Origin of the sequence: Actinomyces gaoshouyii, assembly GCF_002076915.1 — a bacterium.
Lineage (GTDB): Bacteria > Actinomycetota > Actinomycetes > Actinomycetales > Actinomycetaceae > Actinomyces > Actinomyces gaoshouyii.
Genome location: NZ_CP020468.1, coordinates 1,733,178 through 1,758,379 on the forward strand (window position 1 = coordinate 1,733,178; position 25,202 = coordinate 1,758,379).

The 25,202-nt window shown below is 66.7% G+C and carries 27 protein-coding genes; 2 read left to right on the top strand and 25 right to left on the bottom strand.

Features of this window, described 5'->3' with window-relative positions:
• Positions 1-4: 4 nt before the first annotated feature.
• The 7 genes from rplR to rplN are packed head-to-tail and all read right to left on the bottom strand — an operon-like array spanning position 5 to position 2,863.
• On the bottom strand, positions 5-379 hold the full coding sequence (rplR, locus tag B6G06_RS07145) for a 50S ribosomal protein L18 (RefSeq protein WP_080462073.1): 375 nt from the start codon (positions 377-379) through the stop codon (positions 5-7).
• Between the two features lie 2 nt (positions 380-381).
• Positions 382-921, bottom strand: a complete 540-nt coding sequence (gene rplF / locus B6G06_RS07150) for a 50S ribosomal protein L6 (RefSeq protein ID WP_080461933.1) — start codon at positions 919-921, stop codon at positions 382-384.
• 22 nt (positions 922-943) lie between these two features.
• The gene (gene rpsH, locus B6G06_RS07155; RefSeq protein ID WP_017177307.1) at positions 944-1,342 is read right to left on the bottom strand and encodes a 30S ribosomal protein S8; all 399 of its coding nucleotides are present in this window, start codon (positions 1,340-1,342) and stop codon (positions 944-946) included.
• Positions 1,343-1,400: 58 nt separating this feature from the next.
• Positions 1,401-1,586, bottom strand: a complete 186-nt coding sequence (locus B6G06_RS07160; protein ID WP_017177308.1) for a type Z 30S ribosomal protein S14 — start codon at positions 1,584-1,586, stop codon at positions 1,401-1,403.
• A gap of 1 nt (position 1,587) precedes the next feature.
• On the bottom strand, positions 1,588-2,145 hold the full coding sequence (gene rplE / locus B6G06_RS07165; RefSeq protein ID WP_080461934.1) for a 50S ribosomal protein L5: 558 nt from the start codon (positions 2,143-2,145) through the stop codon (positions 1,588-1,590).
• The gene (gene rplX, locus B6G06_RS07170; RefSeq protein ID WP_080461935.1) at positions 2,145-2,489 is read right to left on the bottom strand and encodes a 50S ribosomal protein L24; all 345 of its coding nucleotides are present in this window, start codon (positions 2,487-2,489) and stop codon (positions 2,145-2,147) included. Before rplX ends, rplE begins: the two co-directional genes overlap by 1 nt.
• Positions 2,490-2,491: 2 nt before the next feature.
• Entirely contained in the window at positions 2,492-2,863 is a 372-nt protein-coding gene (gene rplN / locus B6G06_RS07175; RefSeq protein ID WP_073451440.1) for a 50S ribosomal protein L14, read from the bottom strand.
• A 363-nt stretch (positions 2,864-3,226) separates the two neighbouring features.
• Here rplN and B6G06_RS07180 point away from each other — a divergent pair, with 363 nt between their 5' ends.
• On the top strand, positions 3,227-4,324 hold the full coding sequence (locus B6G06_RS07180) for a hypothetical protein (RefSeq protein ID WP_081171739.1): 1,098 nt from the start codon (positions 3,227-3,229) through the stop codon (positions 4,322-4,324).
• A 165-nt stretch (positions 4,325-4,489) separates the two neighbouring features.
• Here the strand turns inward: B6G06_RS07180 and rpsQ are convergent, their stop codons facing one another.
• The 16 genes from rpsQ to B6G06_RS07260 all read right to left on the bottom strand — a co-directional run bounded on the left by rpsQ (position 4,490) and on the right by B6G06_RS07260 (position 20,696).
• A complete protein-coding gene (gene rpsQ / locus B6G06_RS07185; RefSeq protein WP_017177313.1) occupies positions 4,490-4,777 on the bottom strand; it encodes a 30S ribosomal protein S17 in 288 nt (95 codons plus the stop codon).
• Positions 4,774-5,019, bottom strand: a complete 246-nt coding sequence (gene rpmC, locus B6G06_RS07190) for a 50S ribosomal protein L29 (RefSeq protein ID WP_017177314.1) — start codon at positions 5,017-5,019, stop codon at positions 4,774-4,776. The genes rpsQ and rpmC overlap by 4 nt, the downstream gene beginning before the upstream one ends.
• The gene (gene rplP, locus B6G06_RS07195) at positions 5,019-5,438 is read right to left on the bottom strand and encodes a 50S ribosomal protein L16 (RefSeq protein WP_080461937.1); all 420 of its coding nucleotides are present in this window, start codon (positions 5,436-5,438) and stop codon (positions 5,019-5,021) included. Before rplP ends, rpmC begins: the two co-directional genes overlap by 1 nt.
• A 3-nt stretch (positions 5,439-5,441) precedes the next feature.
• Positions 5,442-6,254 (bottom strand): 30S ribosomal protein S3, encoded by an 813-nt coding sequence (rpsC, locus tag B6G06_RS07200; RefSeq protein ID WP_081171741.1) that lies wholly within the window; start codon positions 6,252-6,254, stop codon positions 5,442-5,444.
• Positions 6,254-6,631, bottom strand: a complete 378-nt coding sequence (gene rplV, locus B6G06_RS07205; RefSeq protein ID WP_080461939.1) for a 50S ribosomal protein L22 — start codon at positions 6,629-6,631, stop codon at positions 6,254-6,256. Before rplV ends, rpsC begins: the two co-directional genes overlap by 1 nt.
• A 31-nt stretch (positions 6,632-6,662) precedes the next feature.
• Positions 6,663-6,941, bottom strand: a complete 279-nt coding sequence (gene rpsS, locus B6G06_RS07210; RefSeq protein ID WP_009748893.1) for a 30S ribosomal protein S19 — start codon at positions 6,939-6,941, stop codon at positions 6,663-6,665.
• Positions 6,942-6,953: 12 nt separating this feature from the next.
• Positions 6,954-7,790: a 50S ribosomal protein L2 gene (gene rplB / locus B6G06_RS07215; protein WP_080461941.1), complete on the bottom strand. Its 837-nt coding sequence runs from the start codon at positions 7,788-7,790 to the stop codon at positions 6,954-6,956.
• Between the two features lie 27 nt (positions 7,791-7,817).
• Positions 7,818-8,123, bottom strand: coding sequence for a 50S ribosomal protein L23 (rplW, locus tag B6G06_RS07220; protein WP_080461942.1), 306 nt, complete (start codon positions 8,121-8,123; stop codon positions 7,818-7,820).
• Positions 8,120-8,770 carry a 50S ribosomal protein L4 gene (gene rplD, locus B6G06_RS07225; protein WP_080461943.1) on the bottom strand — a complete coding sequence of 217 codons (651 nt, stop codon included), beginning with the start codon at positions 8,768-8,770 and terminating at the stop codon, positions 8,120-8,122. The genes rplW and rplD overlap by 4 nt, the downstream gene beginning before the upstream one ends.
• Before the next feature lie 4 nt (positions 8,771-8,774).
• A complete protein-coding gene (gene rplC, locus B6G06_RS07230) occupies positions 8,775-9,443 on the bottom strand; it encodes a 50S ribosomal protein L3 (RefSeq protein ID WP_080461944.1) in 669 nt (222 codons plus the stop codon).
• A gap of 11 nt (positions 9,444-9,454) precedes the next feature.
• Positions 9,455-9,763, bottom strand: coding sequence for a 30S ribosomal protein S10 (gene rpsJ / locus B6G06_RS07235; RefSeq protein WP_005987219.1), 309 nt, complete (start codon positions 9,761-9,763; stop codon positions 9,455-9,457).
• Between the two features lie 346 nt (positions 9,764-10,109).
• On the bottom strand, positions 10,110-14,240 hold the full coding sequence (locus B6G06_RS07240) for a SpaA isopeptide-forming pilin-related protein (protein WP_081171743.1): 4,131 nt from the start codon (positions 14,238-14,240) through the stop codon (positions 10,110-10,112).
• Between the two features lie 518 nt (positions 14,241-14,758).
• A complete protein-coding gene (locus B6G06_RS07245) occupies positions 14,759-16,240 on the bottom strand; it encodes a class C sortase (protein ID WP_081171745.1) in 1,482 nt (493 codons plus the stop codon).
• The gene (locus tag B6G06_RS07250) at positions 16,237-16,416 is read right to left on the bottom strand and encodes a hypothetical protein (protein ID WP_081171747.1); all 180 of its coding nucleotides are present in this window, start codon (positions 16,414-16,416) and stop codon (positions 16,237-16,239) included. The genes B6G06_RS07245 and B6G06_RS07250 overlap by 4 nt, the downstream gene beginning before the upstream one ends.
• A gap of 63 nt (positions 16,417-16,479) precedes the next feature.
• Positions 16,480-18,102, bottom strand: a complete 1,623-nt coding sequence (locus B6G06_RS07255; protein WP_081171749.1) for a SpaH/EbpB family LPXTG-anchored major pilin — start codon at positions 18,100-18,102, stop codon at positions 16,480-16,482.
• 896 nt (positions 18,103-18,998) lie between these two features.
• On the bottom strand, positions 18,999-20,696 hold the full coding sequence (locus B6G06_RS07260) for a SpaH/EbpB family LPXTG-anchored major pilin (RefSeq protein ID WP_081171751.1): 1,698 nt from the start codon (positions 20,694-20,696) through the stop codon (positions 18,999-19,001).
• 425 nt (positions 20,697-21,121) lie between these two features.
• Here B6G06_RS07260 and B6G06_RS10250 point away from each other — a divergent pair, with 425 nt between their 5' ends.
• A complete protein-coding gene (locus B6G06_RS10250) occupies positions 21,122-21,295 on the top strand; it encodes a hypothetical protein (protein ID WP_164505208.1) in 174 nt (57 codons plus the stop codon).
• Positions 21,296-21,611: 316 nt separating this feature from the next.
• On the opposite strand, the gene tuf is transcribed toward B6G06_RS10250, so the two are convergent.
• Positions 21,612-22,802: an elongation factor Tu gene (gene tuf / locus B6G06_RS07265; RefSeq protein WP_080461950.1), complete on the bottom strand. Its 1,191-nt coding sequence runs from the start codon at positions 22,800-22,802 to the stop codon at positions 21,612-21,614.
• 207 nt (positions 22,803-23,009) lie between these two features.
• The gene (gene fusA / locus B6G06_RS07270) at positions 23,010-25,145 is read right to left on the bottom strand and encodes an elongation factor G (protein WP_081171753.1); all 2,136 of its coding nucleotides are present in this window, start codon (positions 25,143-25,145) and stop codon (positions 23,010-23,012) included.
• Positions 25,146-25,202 lie beyond the last annotated feature (57 nt).

Below are 25,202 nucleotides of genomic sequence, written 5' to 3' on the forward strand. Positions count from 1 at the left end.
GCGCTCAGAGCGCCAGGCCGCCCTCGCGGGCGCCGTCAGCGACGGCGGCGACACGGCCGTGGTACTTGTTTCCACCGCGGTCGAAGACGACCGCCTCGATGCCCAGCGCCTTGGCGCGCTCGGCCACCAGCTCACCGACCTTGTGGGCGGCGCCGACCTTGTGGCCCTCGACGCCCTTGCAGGCTTCCTCGAGGGTCGAGGCGGAGCACAGGGTGTGGCCGATGGTGTCGTCGACGACCTGGGCGACCATGTGGCGGTTGGAGCGGGTGACGACGAGACGCGGCCGCTCGGGCGTGCCAGTGACGTGCTTGCGCACGCGCTGGTGGCGGATCTTGCGGGCAATCGCCTTGGACTTGCCCCTCTTGATCGAGTAAGCCATGGTCACTTACCAGCCTTTCCGACCTTGCGGCGCACGTTCTCGCCGGCGTAGCGCACGCCCTTGCCCTTGTAGGGCTCCGGCGGGCGGATCTTGCGGATATTCGCGGCGACCTCGCCGACCTGCTCCTTGGAGATGCCGGAGACTGCGATCTTCAGGTTGCCGTCCACCGTGAAAGTGATGCCCTCGGGGGGCTCGACGACGACGGTGTGCGAGAAGCCGAGGAAGAGCTCGATGGCCGAGCCCTTGGCGGCGACGCGGTAACCGGTCCCGACGATCTCGAGGTTCTTGACGAAGCCCTCGGTGACACCGATGACCATGTTGTTGATGAGTGTGCGGGACAGGCCGTGGAGCGAGCGCGAGCGGCGCTCGTCGTCGGGACGGGTCACGAGGATCGTGCCGTCATCCTGCCTGGTCACAGTCAGGGGCTCGGAGATGACGCGGCTCAGGGTGCCCTTGGGGCCCTTGACCGTCACCTCGTTGCCGTTAATGGTGACGTCCACTCCGGCGGGAACCGGAACGGGGAGTCGTCCAATACGCGACATGGTGTTCCTCCGTTCCTTTCTCTCACCAGACGTAGGCGAGGACTTCCCCGCCGACGCCCTTGTTCTCGGCCTGGCGGTCGGTCAGGAGGCCGGAGGAGGTGGACAGGATGGCCACCCCCAGGCCGCCGAGGACCTTGGGCAGGTTCGTGGACTTCGCGTAGACGCGCAGGCCGGGCTTGGAGATCCGCTTGAGGCCCTGGATGGCCCGCTGGCGGTTGGCTCCGTACTTGAGGCTCAGCGTGAGCGTCTTGCCGACCTCGGCGTCCGTGACCTCGTAGTCGGCGATGTAGCCCTCGGTCTTCAGCATCGCGGCGATGTTGACCTTGAGCTTGCTCGACGGCATCGAGACGGTGTCGTGGTAGGCGCTGTTTGCGTTGCGCAGACGGGTCAGCATGTCTGCGATCGGGTCTGTCATAGTCATGAGTGGGCCTTGGCCCTTCCTCGTCGTGGTTTCCTCATCGGACCTGCGACGTAAGTTCTTACCAGCTGGACTTGCTCACGCCGGGGAGCTCGCCACCGAGGGCCATCTCCCGCAGGCAGATACGGCACAGGCCGAACTTGCGGTACACGGAGTGCGGGCGGCCGCAGCGCTGGCAGCGCGTGTAGGCGCGAACACCGAACTTCGGCTTCCGGTTCGCCTTCTGGATGAGAGCGGTCTTCGCCATGTCACTTCTCCTTGAAGGGGAAGCCGAGCCGCGCGAGCAGCGAGCGGGCCTCCTCATCGGTCTTGGCCGTGGTCACGATGGTGATGTCCATGCCACGGACGCGGTCGATCGAGTCCTGGTCGATCTCGTGGAACACAGCCTGCTCCGTGAGACCGAAGGTGTAGTTGCCATTGCCGTCGAACTGCTTGGGGCTCATTCCGCGGAAGTCGCGGATTCGCGGCAGCGAGATCGAGATGAGGCGGTCGAGGAACTCCCACATGCGGTCGCCGCGCAGCGTGGCGTGCGCACCGATCGGCTGGCCCTCGCGCAGCTTGAACTGCGCGATGGACTTGCGGGCCTTCGTGATCTGGGGCTTCTGGCCGGTAATCGCAGCCAGGTCGCGAACGGCGCCCTCGATCATCTTGGAGTCGTGGGCGGCCTCGCCCACGCCCATGTTGACCACGACCTTGGAGACGCGGCCGATCTCCATGACATTGGCGTGCTTGAACTCGTCACGGAGGGCGGGGAGCACTTCCTCGGCGTACTTGGTCTTGAGACGGGGGGTGATCTTGTCGCTCATCAGAGGTCCTTCCCGCTCGCCTTGGCGTAACGGACGCGAACGGTGCGCTTGCGGCCGTTGGGCCGCACGCCCTCCTCAACGCGGAAGCCGACGCGAGTGCGCTTCTTGGTCTGGGGGTCGATGGGCATCACGTTCGAGATGTGGATCGGGGCCTCGACGGTCTCGATGCCGCCGGTGCGAGCGCCCTGGGCAGACTGCCCGACCTTGACGTGCTTGGTCACGCGCTGAACGCCCTCGACGACGACGCGGTCGGTGGCCTTGATGACCTCCAGGACGCGGCCGGTCTTGCCCTTGTCCTTGCCCGCAATGACGATGACCTGGTCGCCCTTCTTGATGCGTGCCATATTCAGATCACCTCCATGGCGAGCGAGACGATGCGCATGAACTTCTTCTCGCGAAGCTCACGGCCGACGGGACCGAAGATGCGCGTGCCGCGCGGCTCCCCATCGTTGTTCTTGAGGATGACGGCCGCGTTCTCATCGAAGCGGATGTACGAGCCGTCCGGACGACGGCGCTCCTTGCGGGTGCGGACGACGACCGCCTTGACGACGTCGCCCTTCTTGACGCTGCCTCCCGGGACTGCGTCCTTGACAGTGGCGACGATCGTGTCGCCGATGCCCGCATAGCGCCGTCCCGAGCCGCCGAGCACACGGATGCACAGGATCTCCTTGGCACCGGTGTTGTCGGCGACCTTCAGTCGCGACTCCTGCTGGATCATAGGGTGTTCTCCTTCGTCGAGCCGGTTCTCGGGTCCCCCCGAGCCTTGCCGAACGTTCTTGATGTTCCTGCGCGCTGCTCCCCCGGCCCGGGGGCAGGAGGAGTCCACGAGGCGTGGGTCCCATCAGACACAGGCGCAGAGGCGCGGGGTCTCTGATGGGCGCGCCGAGGGCGCACGCAACTGTCACAGCCTAGTGCAGCGCCGAAGGCCCCGGATACCACAGGCCCACTCCCACCCTGTGCCCTTCCTCACCAGCCTCCCCCTCCCACCGAGACCGGTCGAAAACAGCAACGAGACCGGTCGGTTTTCCACAGATTTCCCGACCCTCTTTCATGAGCGAACCTCAGCGGCGACGCTTGAGAGATGCACACCACCGACGGCTCCCAGCGCATTCCCCATGTCCACGTCGGCGCACGGAGTTCCCAGCCGGATCGTGAGACCGGCGCCATCCAGGCGATACGTCGTGGCACCGCGATCCGCGCCGACCCGGATGAGCCGCACTGGCGCACATGCTCCCGGGCGAGGGACGCGATCATCGAGTCCTGTGGCGCCGAGGGGCTCGACGGCGTCGTCTGCCAGGAGGCCGCCGCGCGCATCCACGGGGCGAGGGCGATGTCCGAGACTCGGACGATCCACCTCGTGACCTCCTGGAAGCCCGGCGGTCTGCGACGTCGGCCGAGCCCGCGCAACCCGGGCAGGGTCTCATCCCGCGACGCCTCGCGAGCCGAGCGCCGTCGTCTCCTCGAGGCCAGGCCGATCGTGCGTCACCATATGCCGCTGGACGACCGCGATGTCGTCGATCTGAGCGGGCTGCGCGTCACCGGCCTGGAGCGTACGATCCTCGATTGCGCGCGCTTCCTGCAGCCCGATCGGGCGCTCGCCGTCGTCGATTCCCTCTTCGCCGTAGCGGTAGGCGCGGGCGAGCACCCGTGGGATCACCGGCACCGGATCGAGACGGCGTGCGCGGAACTGCGACGTCGGCTCCTCTCGCGGTTGGAGGAGTGGACCGGCCAGCGGGGCTACCGGCGCGCTCAGGCGGTTGTGCTCGCCGCAACCGCGATGAGCCAGTCGGTATGGGAGTCCGAGGCCCGGCGCCTCTGTCTGGCGTCAGGCCTCACTCCCCCACAGGTGCAGATACCCGTGCGCGGGGCCGACGGCCGCGTGTACTTCGCGGATCTCGGCTGGCTGCTCGTTCGCCTCCTCCTGGAGATCGACGGGGAGATGAAGCTCGCGGAGGATCCCGACGGCGAGCTGCGGCGCCGGGAGGTTCGGGAGGGGGCGATCCGCGACGTCGGGTTCGACATGCTGCGTCTGAGTCCCGAGGATCTGAGGGACACGCGCGCCGCGGTGCGCCGCATCTGGGACGCGCTGCCGCCGTCGGCACGCGATGCTCCTCCGATCACGGCGCTGCTGACCACTCATGAGCGCGAATCCGGAGGCCTGCGCCCCGGTGTGCGATAGGCGGCCATCCCGCCGAACCGGTCTCGATCATGATTTCGACCGGTCTCGCTCCTATTTTCGACCGGTCTCGGAGGGGAAGGAGGGAGGGGAGAATGACGACGGCGCCGCGGCGGCCCGCTGGGTGCGGGCGCCGCGGCGCCGTGATGCCGTTGGATCAGCCGGAGGTCACTTGGCCTTCTCGATGATCTCCACGAGGCGCCAGTGCTTGGTGGCGCTCAGGGGACGGGTCTCCATGATCGAGACGAGGTCGCCAACGGCGGCCGTGTTGTTCTCGTCGTGGGCCTTGACCTTCTTGGACCGACGGATGACCTTGCCGTACAGGGAGTGCTTGTAGCGCTCCTCGACGAGGACGACGATGGTCTTGTCCATCTTGTCGGAGACGACGTAGCCGCGGCGGACCTTGCGCTGGTTGCGCTCGGGGGCGGCCTCAGTACTGGTGGTCTGCTCGCTCACTTGGACTCCTGGCTGCTCGGAGCGGTACGGATGCCGAGCTCACGCTCGCGCACGATGGTGTAGATACGGGCGATGTCGCGGCGCACCGCCTTGAGCCGGCCGTGGTCCTCGAGCTGTCCGGTCGCCGAGGCGAACCGGAGGTTGAACAACTCGGCCTTCGCCTTGGTGAGCTCCTCGGCAAGGCGCTCGTTGTCCATGCCGTCGAGGTCGGCGGGGGTCAGCCCCTGGGATCCGATAGCCATCAGACGTCACCACCCTCACGAGTCACGAAACGGGTCTTCATCGGGAGCTTGTGCATCGCACGGCGCATGGCCTCACGGGCGAGCTCCTCGGGGACGCCCCCGAGCTCGAACATGATGCGACCGGGCTTCACGTTGGCGATCCACCACTCCGGGGCGCCCTTACCGGAGCCCATGCGGGTCTCGGCGGGCTTCTTGGTCAGCGGACGGTCCGGGAAGATGTTGATCCACACCTTGCCGCCACGCTTGATGTGGCGGGTCATGGCGATACGGGCCGCCTCGATCTGGCGGTTGGTGACATAGGCGGGCTCGAGGGCCTGAATGCCGAAATCACCGAAGGCGAGCTGGTTGCCGCCCTTGGACATGCCCGAGCGGTGCGGGCGGTGCTGCTTGCGGAACTTGGTCCGGCGGGGGATGAGCACGGCTCAGGCCTCCGTTCTCTGCGTGGCGGCAGCGTTCTCGGTGGTCGGCGCCTGCTCGACCTGCTGCTCGCCGCCCTGACGCGCGCCGCGCTCGCCACGCCGCGCACCGCGGCGGTCGCCGGAGCGACCCCCACGGCCGCGCGGGGCGGACTCGGCCTGCTGGCGGGCGAACTCACGCTCGGTGAGATCACCCTTGTAGATCCATACCTTGACGCCGAGCCGGCCGAAGGTGGTCTTGGCCTCGTAGAAGCCGTAGTCGATGTTCGCGCGCAGGGTGTGCAGCGGCACGCGGCCCTCGCGGTAGAACTCGGATCGGCTCATCTCAGCGCCGCCAAGACGGCCGGAGCACTGGACACGGATGCCCTTGGCGCCGGCGCGGATAGCGGACTGCATGCCCTTGCGCATCGCGCGGCGGAAGGACACGCGGGAGGCGAGCTGCTCGGCAATGCCCTGGGCGACGAGCTGGGCATCCAGGTCGGGACTCTTGACTTCGAGGATGTTGAGCTGAACCTGCTTACCGGTCAGCTTCTCCAGTGAGCCTCGCAGGCGCTCGGCCTCAGCACCACGGCGCCCGATGACGATGCCGGGGCGAGCGGTGTGCAGGTCGACGCGGACGCGGTCGCGAGTGCGCTCGATATCGACCTTGGAGATGCCGGCCCGCTCCATGCCATCGGCCATGAGGCGACGGATCTTGACGTCCTCCTCGACGAAGTCGCGGTAGCGCTGACCGGGCTTCGTCGAGTCCGCGAACCAGCGCGAGCGGTGGTCCGTGGTGATGCCCAGGCGGAACCCGGTCGGGTTGACCTTCTGCCCCATTACCGGGCTCCTTCCTTGCGTGCGATGTCGGCACGATCGCCGACGTGAACGGTGATGTGGCTGGTGCGCTTGAGGATCCGGCTCGCGCGGCCCTGGGCCCGCGGGCGGAACCGCTTGAGGGTCGGGCCCTCATCGGCGAACACCTCGGTGATGAACAGATCGTTCTCGTCGAACCGCTCTCCCGCGGCCTCGGCCTTGAACCGAGCGTTGGCGATGGCGGACTCGATGACCTTGCGCACCGGCACGGCAGCGGCCTGCGGGGCGAAACGGAGCACGTTGACGGCCTCGACGGCGCGCTTGCCGCGGACGACGTCCACGACGCGGCGAGCCTTCATCGGCGTGCAGCGCACGTACTTGGCCTGCGCCTTAGCTTCCATAGTTCTTCTTTGCCTCTCAACTCTCCGCGCGTCAGCGGCGCGACTTGCGGTCGTCCTTGACGTGCCCGCGGAAGGTGCGGGTCGGGGCGAACTCGCCGAGCTTGTGGCCCACCATGGACTCGGTGATGAAGACCGGGACGTGCTTCCGGCCGTCGTGAACGGCGAAAGTGTGTCCGAGGAAGTCCGGCGTGATGACCGAACGACGGGACCAGGTCTTGATGACGTTCTTGGTGCCCTTCTCGTTCTGGGCGTCCACCTTCTTCTGCAGGTGGTCGTCGACGAAGGGACCCTTCTTCAGACTGCGCGGCATATCAAGCTCCTATCAGCGCTTCTTGCCGGTCCGACGACGACGCACGATGAGGCGGTCGCTGGACTTGTTGGGACGACGGGTACGGCCCTCGGGCTTGCCCCACGGAGAGACGGGGTGGCGGCCGCCGGAGGTGCGGCCCTCACCACCACCGTGCGGGTGGTCCACCGGGTTCATGACGACACCGCGGACGGTCGGGCGCACGCCCTTCCAGCGCATGCGGCCGGCCTTGCCCCAGTTGATGTTGGACTGCTCGGCGTTGCCGACCTCGCCGACCGTGGCGCGGCAGGCGACCTCGACCATCCGGATCTCACCGGAGGGCATGCGCAGCGTGGCGTACTTGCCCTCCTTGGCGACGAGCTGGACGGAGGTGCCGGCGGAGCGGGCGATCTTGGCGCCGCCACCGGGGCGCAGCTCGACGGCGTGCACGACGGTACCGGTGGGGATGTTGCGCAGCGCGAGGTTGTTGCCGGGCTTGATGTCCGCATTCGGACCGGCCTCGACGACGTCGCCCTGAGCGAGCTTGTTCGGAGCGATGATGTAGCGCTTCTCGCCGTCGAAGTAGTGCAGGAGGGCGATGCGCGCGGTGCGATTGGGGTCGTACTCGATGTGAGCGACCTTGGCGGGCACGCCGTCCTTGTCATGACGACGGAAGTCGATCAGGCGGTAGGCGCGCTTGTGGCCGCCTCCCTTGTGGCGGGTGGTGACTCGGCCGTTGTTGTTGCGACCACCGGTCTTGTGGAGCGGGCGAACGAGGGACTTCTCGGGCTCGCTGCGCGTGATCTCGACGAAGTCGGCCACGGAGGAGCCGCGGCGACCCGGCGTCGTCGGCTTGTACTTACGGATTCCCATGTCGATCCTTTACCTTCCGTGTCCGTGTCAGTTCGCCACGTCGCCGAAGATGTCGATGGTCCCCTCGCGCAGCGTGACGATCGCGCGCTTGGTGTCCTTCGACTTGCCGAGCCCGGTGCGGGTGCGGCGGGTCTTGCCCTTGCGGTTGGCCGTGTTCACCGAGTCGACCTTGACGTTGAAGATGGACTCGATGGCCATCTTGATCTCGGTCTTGTTGGAACTCGGCGCCACGAGGAACGTGTACTGGCCACGGTCCATGCAGGTGTAGGACTTCTCGGAGACGACCGGCGCGATGATGATGTCGCGAGGGTTCTTGGACTTCTCGAGGCTCACTTGGACTCCTCCTCGCCCTTGCCGAGGAACGAGTCCAGGGCAGCGGAAGTGAAGACGACGTCGTCATTGACCAGGACGTCGTAGGTGTTGAGCTGGTCGGCCCACAGGACGTGCGCCTCGGGGGCGTTGCGCAGGCTCAGGCGGCTCAGGTCGTCCTCGCGGGTGACGACGACGAGGGCCTTGCGGTCCGTCAGGTTGCGCAGCGCGCCGAGGGCCGACTTGGTTGAGGGCTTCTCGGTGGTGACGAACTCGGTGATGACGTGGATGCGGCCGTTGCGGGCGCGGTCCGACAGGGCCGAGCGGAGAGCGGCGGCCTTCATCTTCTTGGGAGTGCGCTGGGTGTAGTCGCGCGGCTGCGGACCGTGGACAGTGCCACCGCCGGTGAACTGGGGGGCACGGGTGGAGCCCTGGCGGGCGCGGCCGGTGCCCTTCTGGCGGTAGGGCTTCTTGCCACCGCCGCGGACCATGCCGCGGGTCTTCGTGGCGTGAGTGCCCTGGCGGGCCGCGGCGAGCTGGGCCACCACGACCTGGTGCATGAGCGGGATGTTGAGGTCGACGTCGAAGATCTCCGCGGGGAGCTCGGCGGTGCCCTTCTTGACGCCCTTGGAGTCGACGATCGTGACGGCGAGGGTCTGGTTCTCAGCCATGGTCTCAGGCTCCCTTCACGGCCGTGCGGACAACGACGACCTGCCCCTTGGGGCCCGGGACGGCGCCGCCCACGAGAAGGTAGCCCTTCTCGGCGTCGATGCCGCGGACCTTGAGGTTCTGGACGGTGGTGGTGGCGTGCCCCATGCGGCCGGCCATGCGCAGGCCCTTGAAGATGCGGCCGGGCGTGGCGCAGGCGCCGACGGAGCCGGGCTTGCGGTGGTTGCGGTGCGCGCCGTGGGAGGCCGAGACGCCTTTGAAGCCGTGGCGCTTCATGACGCCCGCGAAGCCCTTGCCCTTGGAGGTGCCGGTGACGTCGACCAGCTGGCCGACCTCGAAGGTGTCCGCGCCGAGTTCCTGGCCCGGGGTGAACTCCGAGGCGATGGATGTGCGCAGCTCGGCCACGTGGCGGCGGGGGGTGACCCCGGCCTTGGCGAAGTGGCCGGCGAGAGGCTTGGTGACCTTGCGCTCGTCGATCTCGCCGAAGGCGAGCTGGACGGCCTCGTAGCCGTCGGTCTCGACGGTGCGGACCTGGGTCACGACGTTGGAATCGACGCGCACGACCGTGACGGGGCGGAGGACTCCGTTCTCGTCCCAGATCTGCGTCATGCCGAGCTTGGTGCCGAGGAGCGCCTTGGCAGGCGCGGCGGCTGCCGGCTTGTTAAGCGTAGTCATGGCGATGATCCTCAGAGCTTGATCTCGATGTTGACATCGGCCGGGAGGTCGAGGCGCATGAGCGAGTCAACGGCCTTCGGCGTCGGGTCGATGATGTCGATCAGCCGCTTGTGCGTGCGCATCTCGAAGTGCTCGCGGCTGTCCTTGTACTTGTGGGGCGACCGGATGACGCAGAACACGTTCTTCTCGGTCGGCAGCGGCACCGGGCCCACGACCGTCGCGCCAGCGCGGGTCACGACGTCGACGATCTTGCGCGCCGAGGAGTCGATGACCTCGTGGTCGTAGGACTTGAGCCGGATGCGGATCTTCTGTCCCGCCATGGCGCCAAACCTCTCTTACTTTCGGGCGACCGGTCCACGCGCTCGGGCGTGTCGCGAATGCGACGACCCGCGAGGCTCTCTGGTGAGATGAGGGTGGACCGGTCTGGACACACGGAAACCCGATCAATGATCGGCTCCGTCAGACTGGTTCCCGGGGCGGCCCCGGGAGGTGGCCGCCAAGGCTGGCGGGCGCCACCACGACGAGCGCGGCAGCAGGGCCAGGCCCCGGCGACTGACCAACGCTATCAGGGCGGGGCACGGACCGGTCAACCTGAGAGCAGAGCCAGGACTGTGAGACCTACCACCGCCCCACGCGCTCGGGCGTGTCGCGCCGGGCCGAGGGGAGTCATCCGACGGCGCGCCGGCACCTCCTCGAGGAGAACGCGATGAGCGCGCCTGCGATGCCGACCAGCACCGAGCCGGCGAGGATATGCGGGGCGATCCCGCGGCCTCCGGACAGCGGCAGGGTGCCGGCCTGGATGTCGGCAATGGTTAGGGTGTTGACGAGATCCTGCCCCGCAGAGGCCGACACGGTGGCCGTCGAGCCCCCGAGATCACGGGCGTTGAGCACCTCGATCCCCGTCGCGGTGACCTTGATGCGCACCGGATTGGCCAGGAGCTGGTGCCCGGCCGGGGCCCTGGTCTCCACCAGCCAGTACTCGCGATTGACGGGAAGGGCGGAGACGGTGAACTCGCCCTTCGCCCCGGTGGGGGCCACGCCCCCGGCCAATGGCACCGCCCCCGGGCTGGAGGGATCGACCGGGTAGACGTCGAAGGCCGCGCCGTCGAGGTTTCCCTGGCTTCCCGTCTTGATCAAGGTGATGCTGCGCCTGCCCGCATTGGGATCGACGTCCGCACAGGCCGTGTCATGGTTCTTCGTGGTGCTCTTGTCCTTGCCCGCCTCTGGAACGACCCTGTTGAACAGGCCGCGCCCGGGCTGGAGGACCCCATCGCCATCGGCGGCGCAGGCCAGGGCATCGTCGGTGTAGCCCGCGGCGCTCGGATCGATCGAGACGTTGATGCTGACCGTCCAGGTGAGGGTCTGCCCGGAGGCGACGGCCTCGCCGTCCGACACCGGGTAGACGCCGGAGGCATCGGCCGCCACCGCGCGCGGGGCTTCCGAGTCCTTGGCAACCGTCACGCCGTTGATGACCAGCCCCGCGGGGAAGACCGGGGCGTCCTTGACCTGACCGGTGTCGCCGGGAAGAGCGCCCTCATTGACCACGCTGATCGTGTAGGAGACGTCGAAGGTCGATCCGGCGCCGGGGCGAGTCGCCACGACCTTGGAGAATCTCAGCGTCGAGTCGGCGGACAAACAGGCCGTGTCGTCCCCGGTGGTGCGATCGCCCTGCATGATGACCGTATTGACCAGCCCTGAGGGCTGCCCGTCGGCACGCGTGCCGCCGCACCGATAGTCCTCCGCCGCATATCCCGGATAGGAGGAGTCCACTGAGAAGACGACCCGAACGCCGAGGACGCGAGTCCCGCCCCCCGTGGTCGCGCCATCGGGAACCTTGACCAGGGGATCGCCGCTTCCGGCCTCCGCCAGGACGAAGCCCCCGTTCATGGCGGCCTCGGCTCCGGGGATCGTCCGGGTCAGGGCGCCGCCCTCACGGACCTCGACGCGGTCCACCTTGGCTGAGGCGGGCAGTCCCAGCTGGTCGCGGACATCCTGTGCGATCGCCGCATCCACATGCGAGGTGTTGGTCACCGTGACCTCGTAAGAGGCCGTGAACGTGCCCTCACCGGCATCGCGAGTCACCTCCACAGCACTCTTGGATGCCGAGAAGCTCGGGTTCGCGGGGACATCTCCGCATGCGGAGGCCGACACCCCCTGGGCATCCCCCTTCGTCGTCACAGTCGCCGTGTTCCGTATCATGGGAGCGCCGTCGACGCACTGCGCCCCCTGATAGTTCTGCAATCCGGTCAGGCCGGAGTCGGGGGTCGAGACGTTGACCGTCACCGTGTACGTGTGGTTCGCCCCTGCTGCCAGGTCGACGTCCTTGACGTTCCAGGTGAGGCCGGTCACCCTCGCCGGGTGCGCGGGATCCCCGCCGGTGACCGTCACGGAGTTCACGGCCGAGCCCGAGGGAGCCACCGCGGTGTCGTCCACCGAGTAGGCGAGGGCCTGCGCCGTCGAGGGGTTGGCCACGACAACCGTGTAGGTCTGGTCGAAGGTGTCCCTTCCGCCGACGACGGTCGGAGACTTGACCACTCGGTCGAAGGTCTTGGTCACGCCCGCGTGCGGCACGACGGTATTGGTCACGGCGATGGTGACATCGCCGTCAGTGGAGTCGGGCACTGTGAATGACACGCCCGGCCCCACGGAGTCGGTGGCGGGCACGGCGGTGGTCGCCACCTGGGTGGAGGCCCCGCCCTTGCCGACGGCGACCGCGAACGAGGGCTCTCCCCAGGAGAAGCGGCCCCGGTGATCGGGGGACGCCGCCTTCAGGCCGTCGTCGTCGAGTTTCTGCTCGGTGATGACGCATGTGGCGCCCGCCTGAGCCGCGGGCAGGGCGATCGAGGCGCCGTCGGAGCCGACCCTGACAGTGCCCTCCGCCTTGGCGGCCCCGTCCGCACCGGGCGCGCAGGTGTAGTTGAGGGCGTAGTCGGTCAAGGCCGCCCCGTCCGAGGCGCCTGCGACGCTCTTGACCGCCGACACCGGCGTGGTTGTTGTCTTGTGGCGGACCGTGCAGGTGACCTCCGCCCCCTCGGGGAGCGCGAGCTCCTCCCCCGCTGCCACTGGGATGGAGGAACCGTCGGCGGCGGCGCAGGACCACTGACCGTTCTGCGTGTAGCCGAGAGGCCCTCCCGCGGCGCTCAGTTTGTAGGTCCCGGCTGAGGTGGACTGCGCGGTGACCGCCTGATCCCCCGAGACGCCGGTGATGGTCCTCTGACCGTACAGGCCGGTGGACTTCGGCGTGGCCGCGAGGGTCCATTCCGTGGGCGCGGCCGTTCCGGAGTCGACGACATTGACCAGGGTGAGCCGCCCGGGGGCCATGACGTACTCATTGCTCCACGCGCAGTGGATGTCCGTCTCGGTCCGCAGTCGTGCGAGCTTGCTCTGATCGAGGCTCAGCGTGCGCGTGGCGGGATCGAACTGCTTCTCATCGAGGTAGCCGCCGGCCGCGCCACTGAGCTCGAGGCGCTTACTGTCATCGCCGTAGGTGCACGTCACGCCGTTGAGCCTCCAGCCCGAGGACGTCACCGTGCCGTCGGCGGCGATGACAGCGGCCGGCGTCATCTCGCGCTCACGAACGGCGGCCTTGTCATTGGGAGCGAGGAGAGTGTAATTCTGCGTGCTCTCGACCTTGCCCGCCTCACCCCAGTCAGTCGGCGTGAGGGATTCGATCGTCGGCCACGCGTCAGCGCCGTAGGAGCCCGCCTCGGAGACGTTGTCGAATTCGGCGGTCGGGGGTACTGCTCCCGCCTTTCCCGGCACGCGCGCGGATTCATCAGCTTGCACGCTCTTGGAGAAGGTCACGGGCCTCACCTGTTCCAGGGAGCCGTAGAGGCACCCATAGGACGTGGCGCGCTCCTTCGTCACGAAGGCCTCGCTTAGAGCGTTCGGATCGACGGCGGGATCGCATCGGCTGGAATTGCCGATGTTGGTGAATCCCCAGAGCTTGAGCTGGTACTTCACGCCATTGGGGGCTTCCCACATCTCAGTGGAGCGCGTGGCGGTGATGCGCAGATTGTCATCGGAACACTGTCGATTATTGACATCCTTGTTCCCGCGCTCAAGATCATTACCGTCAGTGGCGAAGTAGTAGTAATATCCCTCCTGACGATATTTTCCGCCCAGTTGACCACCACTGTGATAAGCTTGACGCAACTGCCGACCAGCGTAGTCGTAGTAGGTTTTTTGATAATAGGTGCCATCACCGAGCCTGACGAGGCGACCGGCAGCATCCCAGCCCCATTCCGTGGGGATGGCGCTGGGGGAGCCGAACGCTCCCCCATTATGGCCGATGACCATCGAGCCGGTTGAATCGAGGCTCGCCGTGCAATTATTGTACGTGTCCTCCTCGGTCCAGGGGAAGACCTGATTGATGGCGTAACCGCCACCGTGGACGTTCCTGGCGAGCCGGACCCTGATGGAACCCGTGTAGGTCGTCCCCTTGTAAGACGAGACGAACACAGGATTGTTGTCGTGGCGCATGGTGCCGACGAGGAAGATCTGACCCACATTCTTCTCCCCGCCCCCGGCGGGCCTGAAGGACATGGACGTCTGGCCGGTACGGTCCCTAACGGGATCAGTGCCGTAGGAGCCCGGGCAGCGGCTCCCCGACAACATACCGTAGCTGATCCCGGCCCACTGCCCACTGCTGACACTGACCGGTCCCGTGGTTCCGAGGCCGCCCCCGGGATAGTAGTGGCCGCAGTCGGGGTCGTACCCACCCTGCTGGACGCCGGAGATCTCGGCCTCCGTGTCACCGATATCGACGGTGAAATTGGAGTCCGCACCTCTTGCCATCGAAGCACTGACAAGGCCAATGGCTCCGATTGCAGTAGCGACCACGAGGGTGATTATCAGCCACATAGCGCCCGGCCGGAATGAGTGAGAAGAACGATAATGATGCCCGGGGAGCGCACGAGGAGGTAACATTTTTACAACCCAAAGTAGGGGACATAACTCCTGAAGCCGAGAACGGCCTCCTCTAGTCTAATAGAGAGCCCTTCAAGGGCTCCCATCAAGAAGATCACGATTCAATTCTGATACAACCATCAAGTATCGGATTCATCACGAACGACGGCTCGCCTCGGCAAGTGGGGCATGGGTCGGCACGCGGGACTTCGGCATTCGGGGTGTAGCCGGGGAATCGGGCGAGCCCTCGCGGGCCGGCGATGACTCGCCCGCCGTGGCGCAGCGCAGTTCCGCTCCATCACTTGGCTGCCCGAATAGGCGCGGGCAACCAGGGTTCCTGAGCGGAGGAGATGGGGGTGGGGAACCGGCCCGAGCGTAGGGATCGGAGTGCGCGCTTCCCAGAGTCGTCACCGAATCGCGAGTTGATTGGTGTGATCCGGCGGTATGATAGCGCCTCTCGAGGCGTCAGCGTCATTCGGGGCCAAGGGCACCCATCGGATCTCCTCGGGCGAGAGGGCCGACCAGCTCTCGTCCGGTCCGGGAGGCGCCCCGGCGTCAGGGTCCTCGGGCGTCACGGCATTGCGCAGGGAGATCGCGCTGTAGACCCCGATCCGCGCGGGCGTCGCTCCAGCGTCCTCGCTGCGGGCTCCACTGCTATCTGCCGCGTCACTGATGGCGCTGCCTGCGCCGGCATCGCTACTCGCACCGATGGCACTGCCGGCGCCCGCTGTCGTCGCGCTTATCCGGGGGCCGGTCCAGTAGCCCTCCTCGCCATGGGCCGCTGCGCCGTCGGCGCGCCCGGGGCCATGGACGTCCTCGGCGTCCTTCGCGCGGGAGCTGGGGCCGTTCTCGTCGTCGTCATCCTCGGCGGCGGTGGCTGTGGGCGGGTAGCCGGTGCGCCAGAGGTAGAGGCCGACGGCGACGAGGACACCGGTGATCCAAACGGCCCACCAGGGGAAGCCGGGGATCTCCGGTTTGGCGCCGGCGGCGGCGAGGTCATCGGCGGGCGTGGGGGTGATGCGCTCGGCCGTGACGAGGATGCGGTGGGTGTTGATGCCGAGCGGAGTGCAGGTGACGAGGGTGACGAGGTCGCGGTCGGGGTCGGCCCGCAGCGCCTCGGTCTCCTCGGGGGCGACGACTTTCGTCTCGACAACCCGGTAGCTGAGGACCTCGCCGAAGACCTCGAGAGCGAAGGTGTCTCCGACACCGACTTGGTCGAGGTTGGTGAACATGGTGGCGTTGGCGAGGCCGCGGTGCCCGGTGATGACGGAGCGCGTGCCCTTGCCTCCGACGGGCAGGGAGGTTCCTTGGAGGTGGCCGAGGCCGGCCAGGAGGACCTCGTCGGAGGTGCCGTGGTAGATGGGCAGGTCGAGGTCGATTGCGGGAATGCGCAGGCGGCCCATGAGTCCGACGGCGTTGGCGGAGAGGATCTTGTTGTAGTCGAGGGAATCGTCGGGGGCCTCGCCGGCGCCGGTGGGGATGTTGGTGTTGGCCTCGAGGACGGCGCCGGAGGAGAGGGCATCGTTGTAGGCATGGGCCTGGGCGAGCTGTTCCTCGGCGGAGGGCTTCGCCTTATCGACCTGCTCCTCGTAATTTGCAACTACCTTGGACTGGTTGTACTGGCTGATCCAGGCGGCGACGCTGGGGTAGGAGAAGAGGGCGAGGCCGGCCATGGCGAGAACGGCGGGGATGAGATTGGCGACGCGGAGGCGCCAGCGGCGCTCGGCGCGATGGATGCGATGCTCGGATGAGCGCCTGCCAGGGGTGGGGGCATCGGCTCCCGGAGTGGTGGAGGCGCTACCGGGGGTGTTCGCAGCGTCGGCATGATCGGGGCTGGCGGGCCCATGGGTGTCGCTTGCGACGTCGGTAGTGCCGGTGGTGCTGCTCATGGCGTCTCGGGCTCCTGGTGGGTGGGCGAGGTGAGGGCGACGCGGGGCCGGTGGCCGATGAGCCGACGCTTGGTCGGGCGGATGATCGGCTGGGTGTGGTGGTCGTGGGATGGGGCGATGGCGAGGGAGGGAAGCGCGGAGGTGGCGGGGAGGCTGGTGCCTCCCCGCCACCTCATGCGCGGTTGAGGGGCTGGCGCCACCCGGTGCGGGGCGCGGTCACGCCCTTGCCGGAGTGGTCATCAGGCCTCGTTGACGCGGCGCTTGCGGGCTACGAGCACGAAGCCGACGGCGATCGCCATGATCGACAGGCCACCGACGGTCATGAGGATCTTGCCCGCCGCACCCGTGACCGGCAGGGGCGGAACGGTGGTCTTGGTGTTGTCCACGGTGATGTCGGCGGTGGTGGAGACACCGGCGCGGACGGTCACGCCCTTCGTCGCGTCCGCGGTGGCTGGGAGGGTGTAGCCCGCCGGGGCCTTGGTCTCGACGATCACGTAGCATCGCTTGTTGTGATCCGGTGTGACATCAGCAGCACCCGCGACACCCACCTTCTTGTCAACGAACAGTCCCTCAACATTCAGGGTGCCATCAGCGCCCGTCGTGAACTCGCTAACAGCGCCCACGGCGATGGGGTCGCCTTCCTTGACCGCAGTCGAGCAGTCGTCAGCATAGGCGGTGGCGGCACTGGCGTTGTAGACCTGGAAGGTTGCGCCCTCAAGGGCCTTGGAGTTGTCCTTGTCCTGCTTGGCGATCTTGAGATTCCCCCATGTGGAGACCACCTTGTTGCTCGGCGTGCCCGGATCATCGTTCGGAGCGGGAGGTGTGCTCGGGGGCTGGTCCGGCGGGGTGCTGGGGCGATCCGGCGTTCCGGGGATAGTGTCGACGTAAAGGTTAGCGACGTTAGGAATAACGCCGTCAGCGGGCACGGACTTGACATCGGCGGTGAACTCAACGGTGACAGTCGAGCCGAGCTTGGTCTTGAGGTGCTCGAGTCCGGCCTTGGTGAAGGCCACGGTCGACGTCTGGCCGTCAGTCTTCGTGTACTTGTCGGCATCGACATCCGCACCGTCGATCTTGACGGACTTGACCTTGCCGTTCTGCAGGTTCTCGTTGAACGGATCAGAGATGATGAAGTACTTGAAAGCATCATTCGCGCCGATACTCGGCACCTTGGCGCTCACCGGGAAGGTGACCTGCTCCCCGGTCTTGATGCCATGCTTGGTCCCCTCGATGGTGACCTCCTTGGAAGGAGCGTCCACAACGACGTTCTTGGGGTAGACGTTGATGTCGTACAGCCAGTTGCCGTCGTGGCTCGTTGGAGAATTCACCTCATTGTTCGGGAACGGGATGGTGACGAGGAACGGTGCCGCCTTCTGCTTGACAGAGGCAGGCGCGCTCGACTCACACACCAGGTAGGCCTTGACGGCGAGACTATCCTTCTTGGCCGTCCCCTGAGCGTCGGTCTTGGGCAGAGCGATGCCCGCATCGAAGGTGGCGGCCTTGTTGTCCGGCAGCGTGAGGGAGGGAGTGTTCCCATCAGTGCCGCAGGCGGTCACAGGAACCTTGAGGTCGCCGAGGCCGTTCCAGGACTCCTGCTTGCTCAGGTCCAGATTGGAAATCGGGTGCACCGTGAAGACGACATCAGCAACCGGAGTGCCCTGGACGGAAGTCTTACCATCCGGAGTCCCATTGGGATTGAGCGTGCCGGACTGATACTTGTGAACGGTCAGCGAGCCAGTCCTGGCAACATCAATATTGCCATCTGCTGCAGTCGCAGTCGTCGCCACAACAAGTCCGGAGATACCCAGGCTGAGGACGCCGGCGACTCCGAGCGCTCTTCTGGAGAAGCGTGTTGCACGCATGAGTAGGGATTTCCTTTCAGGATCTGCCCGGGGATGGGCTGGCACCACGATTTTGGGACACCGTGCAGGCCCTCAGGCTGAGAGGCCCTCGTACCAATATTTGTGGAAGCTTGCGGGAAGCGCCGATGGGAACCGACTTGGGATCAAGCAACCACTCGATAGCCCCCAGATATCGATCGAGCGCCGACTCAGGATGGGCCATCAGGGTCGAGCATATCGGGTCTCCCGCTCGGTGGGCGCCCCGTACGATTGCGATCCGATCGCTTTTACCGCTACGCGCTCTCGTCCCATGCCCACCGCCTTCCATGGCGGCGGCGGACGATTCAGCCGCCACGGCGGGCAGTCCCGCCGCGCCTAGGACGAAGGAGCTCTCCACATCCCTCCGGTCAGCGGCGACGTGGGAACAAAGAGCATCGAGACCGGCCCTCGTCCACGTCGGAGCAATCGCTGCCGTCGGAGCGCAGGCATCGGCCGGAGAGGCTTGCCGTGGATGAAAGTGCTCCAGCCCGCTCACGAGCTGGTCGCGCGCCGGGAGTTGCGCGCCGGGTCCACGGGCAGGTTCGCCCGCGCCCCACCGATCCAGTCGAAGACCTGCTGGTAATCGCTCGGGCCGCCATCGGGGCTGCCCCGAATGGCCCCCGGATCTGCTCCTGCTGTCCTCGGATCAGAGGGCCCCAGGATGGCCAAGATGAGGAGAGGCGGGCCCTGCGGAGGCCGGCGTCGCGCCCCGCAGGCGGGAGCCGTAGAGTGCCGCGGCGTATGAGGCCGCTGCCTCCGGGAAGGGGACACGATTGCGCCCCTCCAAGATGAGGTGGTTCGGCCCGCCGCGCAGCAGCGGCTGCCGGCCCTCAGGGCGGCCGGCAGCCGCACCGCCCTGAGGGCCGGGGCCTTGAGGGTCAGAGCGAGGAGGCCCTGCGTCCACGGCGGTGGGAAACCGCGACTGCTCCGGCGGCGATCAGGAGCAGGGCGACGCCCGCAGCGCTGAGCAGGATCTTCCCCAGAGAGCCCGTGAGGGGGAGGTTGGGGACGGTTTGCTTGGTGTTCTCGATGGTGATGTTGTCCTCAGTGGTATTGCCGACTTTCACCGTCACCGGGGTCTCCGCCTGCGCAGGCAGGACGTAGCCGGCAGGGGCCTTGGTCTCCACCAGTACGTAGCAGCGCTGGGTGGCGCCGGGCTGATTATCACGATTGGCATCGGTCACCGAGTCGGAGACGAACAGCGCATCGATACTGATCACACCCCGGTCATCGGTGGTCAGCGTGGTCTGGCCGCTCACACTCAGGGGGTCGCCCGTCCTGGTCGCCCCCGCGCAAGAGGCGGCGTAGGGGGTGGCGGCGTTGTAGATCTGGAACTCAGCGCCCTTGAGAGCGGACTTGCCACCTGCCTGAGCTCGGGGGTTCATGAGGAAGGGCATCACGAGCCTCTCCAGAGGCGCTGAAGGGTCGTCTTCCAGATCCCCATCATTTCCCGCGTTCCCCCCGTCCAGGGAGTGGGCGTCCACCTTGGTGATCTTCAGGTCACCCCAGTTGGTCCTGACCTCGGGGGAGGTCAGGGGAGTTCCCGGCGGGGTCTGCGGCGGGGTCTGCGGGTTGGGCGGCTGATCCGCGTAGACGGTGTCGGCGATCAACTGGGCCGTGTTCGGGATGACGCCATTGCCGACACTGGCGACCTTCCCCTGGAACACCGCCTTGACCTCCTGGCCGGCACCGGCCTTGAGCTTGGTCAGGCCCGCGCCGGTGAAGGTGACCGTCACGGTCTGCCCCGTCACCACCACCTCATAGTCGGTGGTCGCCGTCAGCGCGGTGCCACCGAGACTCACCTCGGGCACCGCGAGATCGGTGAGGCGGGAGTCCATGACATCCTTGAACTGGAAGTACTTGTAGTAAGAGCCGGCGTCCAGGGCGGGAAGCGTGGAGGTCACGGGGAACTTGACCAGGGCTCCTGTCGCGTAGCCGTTATTGCGCTGATCATCGATGGTCTTGCTGATCGCGATCCGCTCGTTCTTCGGGTAGACGTTGACGTCGTAGAGCCAGTCTCCCTCCTCGCCCGGTGCGGTGTTGGGGTGGGGCACGGTGACGACGAAGGGCTTCGCCTTCTGAAGGATATCCGAGGGGGTCTTGGTCTCGCAGACGAGGTAGGCCTTCACCGTCAGGCCCCCGATCGTGGCCTGTCCCTGACTGTCGGTATCGCCCGAGGCGGTCCCGGATCCGGCATTGATAGTGTGGCCGGCGAGAGTCGGGGTACTGGGATTCGCGCAGGCCGAAGCGGGAATCGCGCCATCCGCGCTCAACGCGGTCACCGCGCTCCAGCCCTCAACGGTCGTGAGATCGATATCGCTGATCGGGTAGGCGGTGAATTGGACACCTTGAACGGGCTGTCCGCCCTCGACGGCGTTCTGACCGTCGGCTGTTCCACGAGTGCCATCGTTCTGGATGTGCTTATGGATGGTGATGGAGCCGGTGGCGCTCTCCTTGATGTTCCCGTAGTTCGCCTCTTCGGCCGCGGCCGGGGGGACGAGTCCGAGCAGGCCCACGGCGGCGATCCAGGCTACGGCAGCAGCCCGGCTCCCCAGAGTGGAGACGGAGGTTTTCATGTGTTGGGATTCCTTTCATCATCCCCCCGGGGAGGGAGGGGGGTGGAGGATGGCGATGCAGGCGCGAGCAGGACTGCTGCCACCAGCCCCGGGGACGGCGCAGCGCGGCAGGGCAACAGCGCTCACCTGCGATGCGTCGCCCTCCCATGGTTGCCATGACAAGGGGCGAACCACTGAGACTCACTCAGTGGACTCTTCTGGAATCTAACCCAGCTCACGACATAAATAACAAATAATGACCATCCTGTAACCAAAGATATTCATTTGTGACCGGAATTGCCGCAGTTACCTGGCTCTTCCCGGTTGGGAGTGTGGGTTTCGGGTCTGTTGGGAGGGCTCTGGTGCGGGCGGGTCGGTTCCGTGGGTAGAGGTCGGGATTGTCCGAGGATGAAGCTTCCTATGCCGTCCGCCTGGAAGATCTCGGCGTGCTTGACACTGCTTTCACTGATCCTGACCCGGTGGCGTTGTGTTATCCCGACGACCTCGGCCTCGACGTCCTCGGCCAGCATCTGGCCTCCGAGCGCGCCCTCGTGCTGTGCTGCCTGGTCGAGGTCGATGAGCGGTGTCATCGGAGTGGTTGCCATGGTCGTGCCCCGTGACAGCGTGGTGGGTGTGCGAGTTGGCCCACGCCCCGTACCAAACCAACCACCCCACACCCCAACCACACCCCACCCGAGAAGAGCCAGTTACCTTCCTCACGAGTCCGACACCTCGCGCCTCTACCGGGCGGGGCGCCCATCCGACCGTCATCAAAGCGGATGAGGACGAGGCCGCCGCAGGGCACTCAGCCGGAAGGAATAATGACGAGGATCCCCCGGACCCTGACGGGTCCGGGGGATCCTCGCAGCAGCCTGAGCACCTTCGCAGTGCGCCCCAGCGTTCAAGCGGCCGACCGATGATTGACCGCGCAGATCATCACTTGATGATCTTGGTGACGCGGCCGGAGCCGACGGTGCGGCCACCCTCACGGATGGCGAAGCCGAGGCCCTCCTCCATGGCGATGGGCTGGATGAGCTCAACGCTCATCTCGGTGGTGTCGCCGGGCATGACCATCTCGGTGCCCTCGGGCAGCGTGATGACGCCGGTGACGTCCGTGGTCCGGAAGTAGAACTGCGGACGGTAGTTCGAGTAGAAGGGGTTGTGGCGGCCGCCCTCGTCCTTGGTGAGGATGTAGACGTGGCCCTCGAACTGGGTGTGCGGGGTGATGGAGCCGGGCTTGCAGACCACCTGGCCGCGCTCGACATCCTCGCGCTTGGTGCCGCGCAGGAGCAGACCGCAGTTCTCGCCGGCCCAGGCCTCGTCCATCTGCTTGTGGAACATCTCGATACCGGTGACCGTGGTCTTCTGGGCCTCGCGGATACCGAGGATCTCGACCTCGGAGTTGATCGGCAGCTTGCCGCGCTCGACACGGCCGGTGACGACGGTGCCGCGACCGGTGATGGTGAAGACGTCCTCGATGGGCATGAGGAACGGCTTGTCCATGTCGCGCTCGGGGGTCGGGATGAAGGAGTCGACCTCGTCCATGAGCTCCTTGATCTTGGCGGCCCACTCGGCGTCGCCCTCAAGGGCCTTGAGCGCGGAGACGCGGACCACGGGGGCGTTGTCGCCGTCGTAGTCCTGGGAGGACAGCAGCTCGCGGACCTCCATCTCGACCAGGTCGAGGAGCTCCTCGTCCTCAACCATGTCGGCCTTGTTGAGGGCGACGAGGAGGGCGGGGACGCCGACCTGGCGGGCGAGCAGGACGTGCTCGCGGGTCTGGGCCATCGGGCCGTCGGTGGCGGCGACCACGAGGATCGCGCCATCCATCTGGGCGGCACCGGTGATCATGTTCTTGATGTAGTCGGCGTGGCCGGGGGCGTCGACGTGCGCGTAGTGGCGCTTGTCGGTCTCGTACTCGACGTGCGCGATGTTGATCGTGATACCGCGCTGGCGCTCCTCGGGGGCCTTGTCGATCTCGTCGAAGGGGGTGAAGGGGTTGAGGTCCGGGTACTCGTCGTGCAGAACCTTGGAGATCGCTGCGGTCAGCGTCGTCTTGCCGTGGTCGACGTGACCGATCGTTCCGATGTTGACGTGCGGCTTGGTCCGCTCGAACTTGGCCTTGGCCACTGGTGTCCTCCTGGGACTCGGGTAGTGCTCTTCGTCGGGATTCGACTAGCACATGCTAGCCGGTCCCCCTGCCAGAGCCACTACAGGATGGTTGTTGGAAATCTTACTGGAATGCGGGCTCGGCGCCGAACGGCCCGAGCGGTCCCGGGGACCGGGCCGGATCAGTCCGGCCCCCGGGTTCATGGGCCCCGCGCGGGACCGGCGGACTCAGGCGCCCTTCGCCTTGGCGACAATCTCCTCCTGCACGTTGCGCGGGACCTCGGCGTAGGAGTCGAAGGTCATGGAGTAGACCGCGCGGCCCTGGGTCTTGGACCGCAGGTCGCCGACGTAGCCGAACATCTCGCTCAGCGGCACGTTGGCGCGCACCACCTTCACGCCGACGGCGTCCTCCATGGACTGGATCATGCCGCGGCGGGAGTTGAGGTCGCCGATGACATCGCCCATGTACTCCTCGGGGGTACGGACCTCGACGGCCATGATGGGCTCGAGGATGACCGGGCTGGCCTTCTTCGCGCCCTCCTTGAATGCCATGGAGCCGGCGATCTTGAAGGCCATCTCGGAGGAGTCGACTTCGTGGTAGGCGCCGTCGATGAGGGTCGCCTTGATGTCCACCATCGGGTAGCCGGCGAGAACGCCGGTGAGCATGGCGTCCTGGACGCCGGCGTCGACGCTGGGGATGTACTCGCGCGGCACGCGGCCACCGGTGACGGAGTTGACGAACTCGTAGTGGACCTTCTCCTCGCCCTCGGCGGCCTCGACGGCCTCCAGGGGCTCGAAGGACATCTGCACCTTGGCGAACTGGCCGGAGCCACCCGTCTGCTTCTTGTGGGTGTACTCGACCTTGTCCACCTTCTTGCGGATGGTCTCGCGGTAGGCGACCATCGGGTTGCCGACATTCGCCTCCACCTTGAACTCGCGGCGCATGCGGTCCACGAAGACGTCCAGGTGCAGCTCGCCCATGCCGCCGATGACGGTCTGGCCGGTCTCCTCGTCCAGGCGGACGGTGAAGGTCGGGTCCTCCTCGCTCAGCTTCTGGATGGCCACGCCCAGCTTCTCCTGGTCGCCCTTGGTCTTGGGCTCGATGGCCACGTGGATGACCGGGTCCGGGAAGGTCATGGACTCCAGGATGATCGGGGCGCTCTGCGACGAGAGGGTGTCACCGGTGGTGACGTCCTTGAGGCCGATGAACGCGTAGATGTGGCCCGCGGAGGCCACCTCCACCGGGTTCTCCTTGTTGGAGTGCATCTGGAAGAGCTTGCCGATGCGCTCCTTCTTGCCCTTGGTGGCGTTGAGCACCTGCTCGCCCTGCGCGACCTTGCCGGAGTAGACGCGAACGTACACGAGCTTGCCGTAGAAGGGGTGCGTGGCGACCTTGAAGGCCAGAGCGGAGAAATCGGCCTTGGCGTCGGCCGGACGGGTGTCGGCCTCGTCCTCATTGCCGGGCTTGTGGCCCTCGACCGCCGGGACGTCCAGCGGGGAGGGCAGGTAGTCCAGCACGGCGTCGAGAACGGGCTGGATGCCCTTGTTCTTGAAGGCCGAGCCGGCCAGGACCGGGAAGGCCTTGCCGGCGATGGTCAGCTTGCGGATGCCGGACTTGAGCTCGGCGACGCTGAGCTCCTCGCCCTCCAGGTACTTCTCCATGAGGGCGTCGTCGGCCTCGGCGACCGTCTCGACGAGTTCGGCGCGGAGCTCCTCGGCCTTGGACACGAGGTCAGCGGGAATCTCCTCGTACTCGACGACGGAGCCGCGGGTCTCCTTGCCATCGGCATCCTTCTCGGGGAAGCGGATAGCCCGCATCTCCAGGACGTCGACGAGGCCGGAGAACTCGCTCTCGGCACCGATGGGGAAGTTGATGACGATCGGGGTGGCGTGGAGGCGGTCCCGGATGGTCTGGACGGAGAAGTCGAAGTTCGCGCCCAGCTTGTCCATCTTGTTGATGTAGCACACGCGCGGGACGTTGTACTTGTCCGCCTGGCGCCACACCGTCTCGGACTGGGGCTCCACGCCCTCCTTGCCGTCGAAGACCGCGACGGCGCCGTCGAGCACGCGCAGGGAGCGCTCGACCTCGACCGTGAAGTCCACGTGGCCGGGGGTGTCGATGATGTTGATCTGGTTCTTCTTCCAGAAGCAGGTGGTGGCGGCGGAGGTGATGGTGATGCCGCGCTCCTGCTCCTGCTCCATCCAGTCCATCGTCGAGGCGCCGTCGTGGGTCTCGCCGATCTTGTAGTTGATGCCCGTGTAGAAGAGGATGCGCTCCGTCACGGTCGTCTTGCCGGCATCGATATGGGCCATGATGCCGATGTTGCGGACCTTGGTGAGGTCGGTCAGCACGTCGAGTGCCACGTGTGGTGTCCTTCGTTCGAGAGATCTGTGGATTCGCGTCGGCCGGGGCGGGTCCGG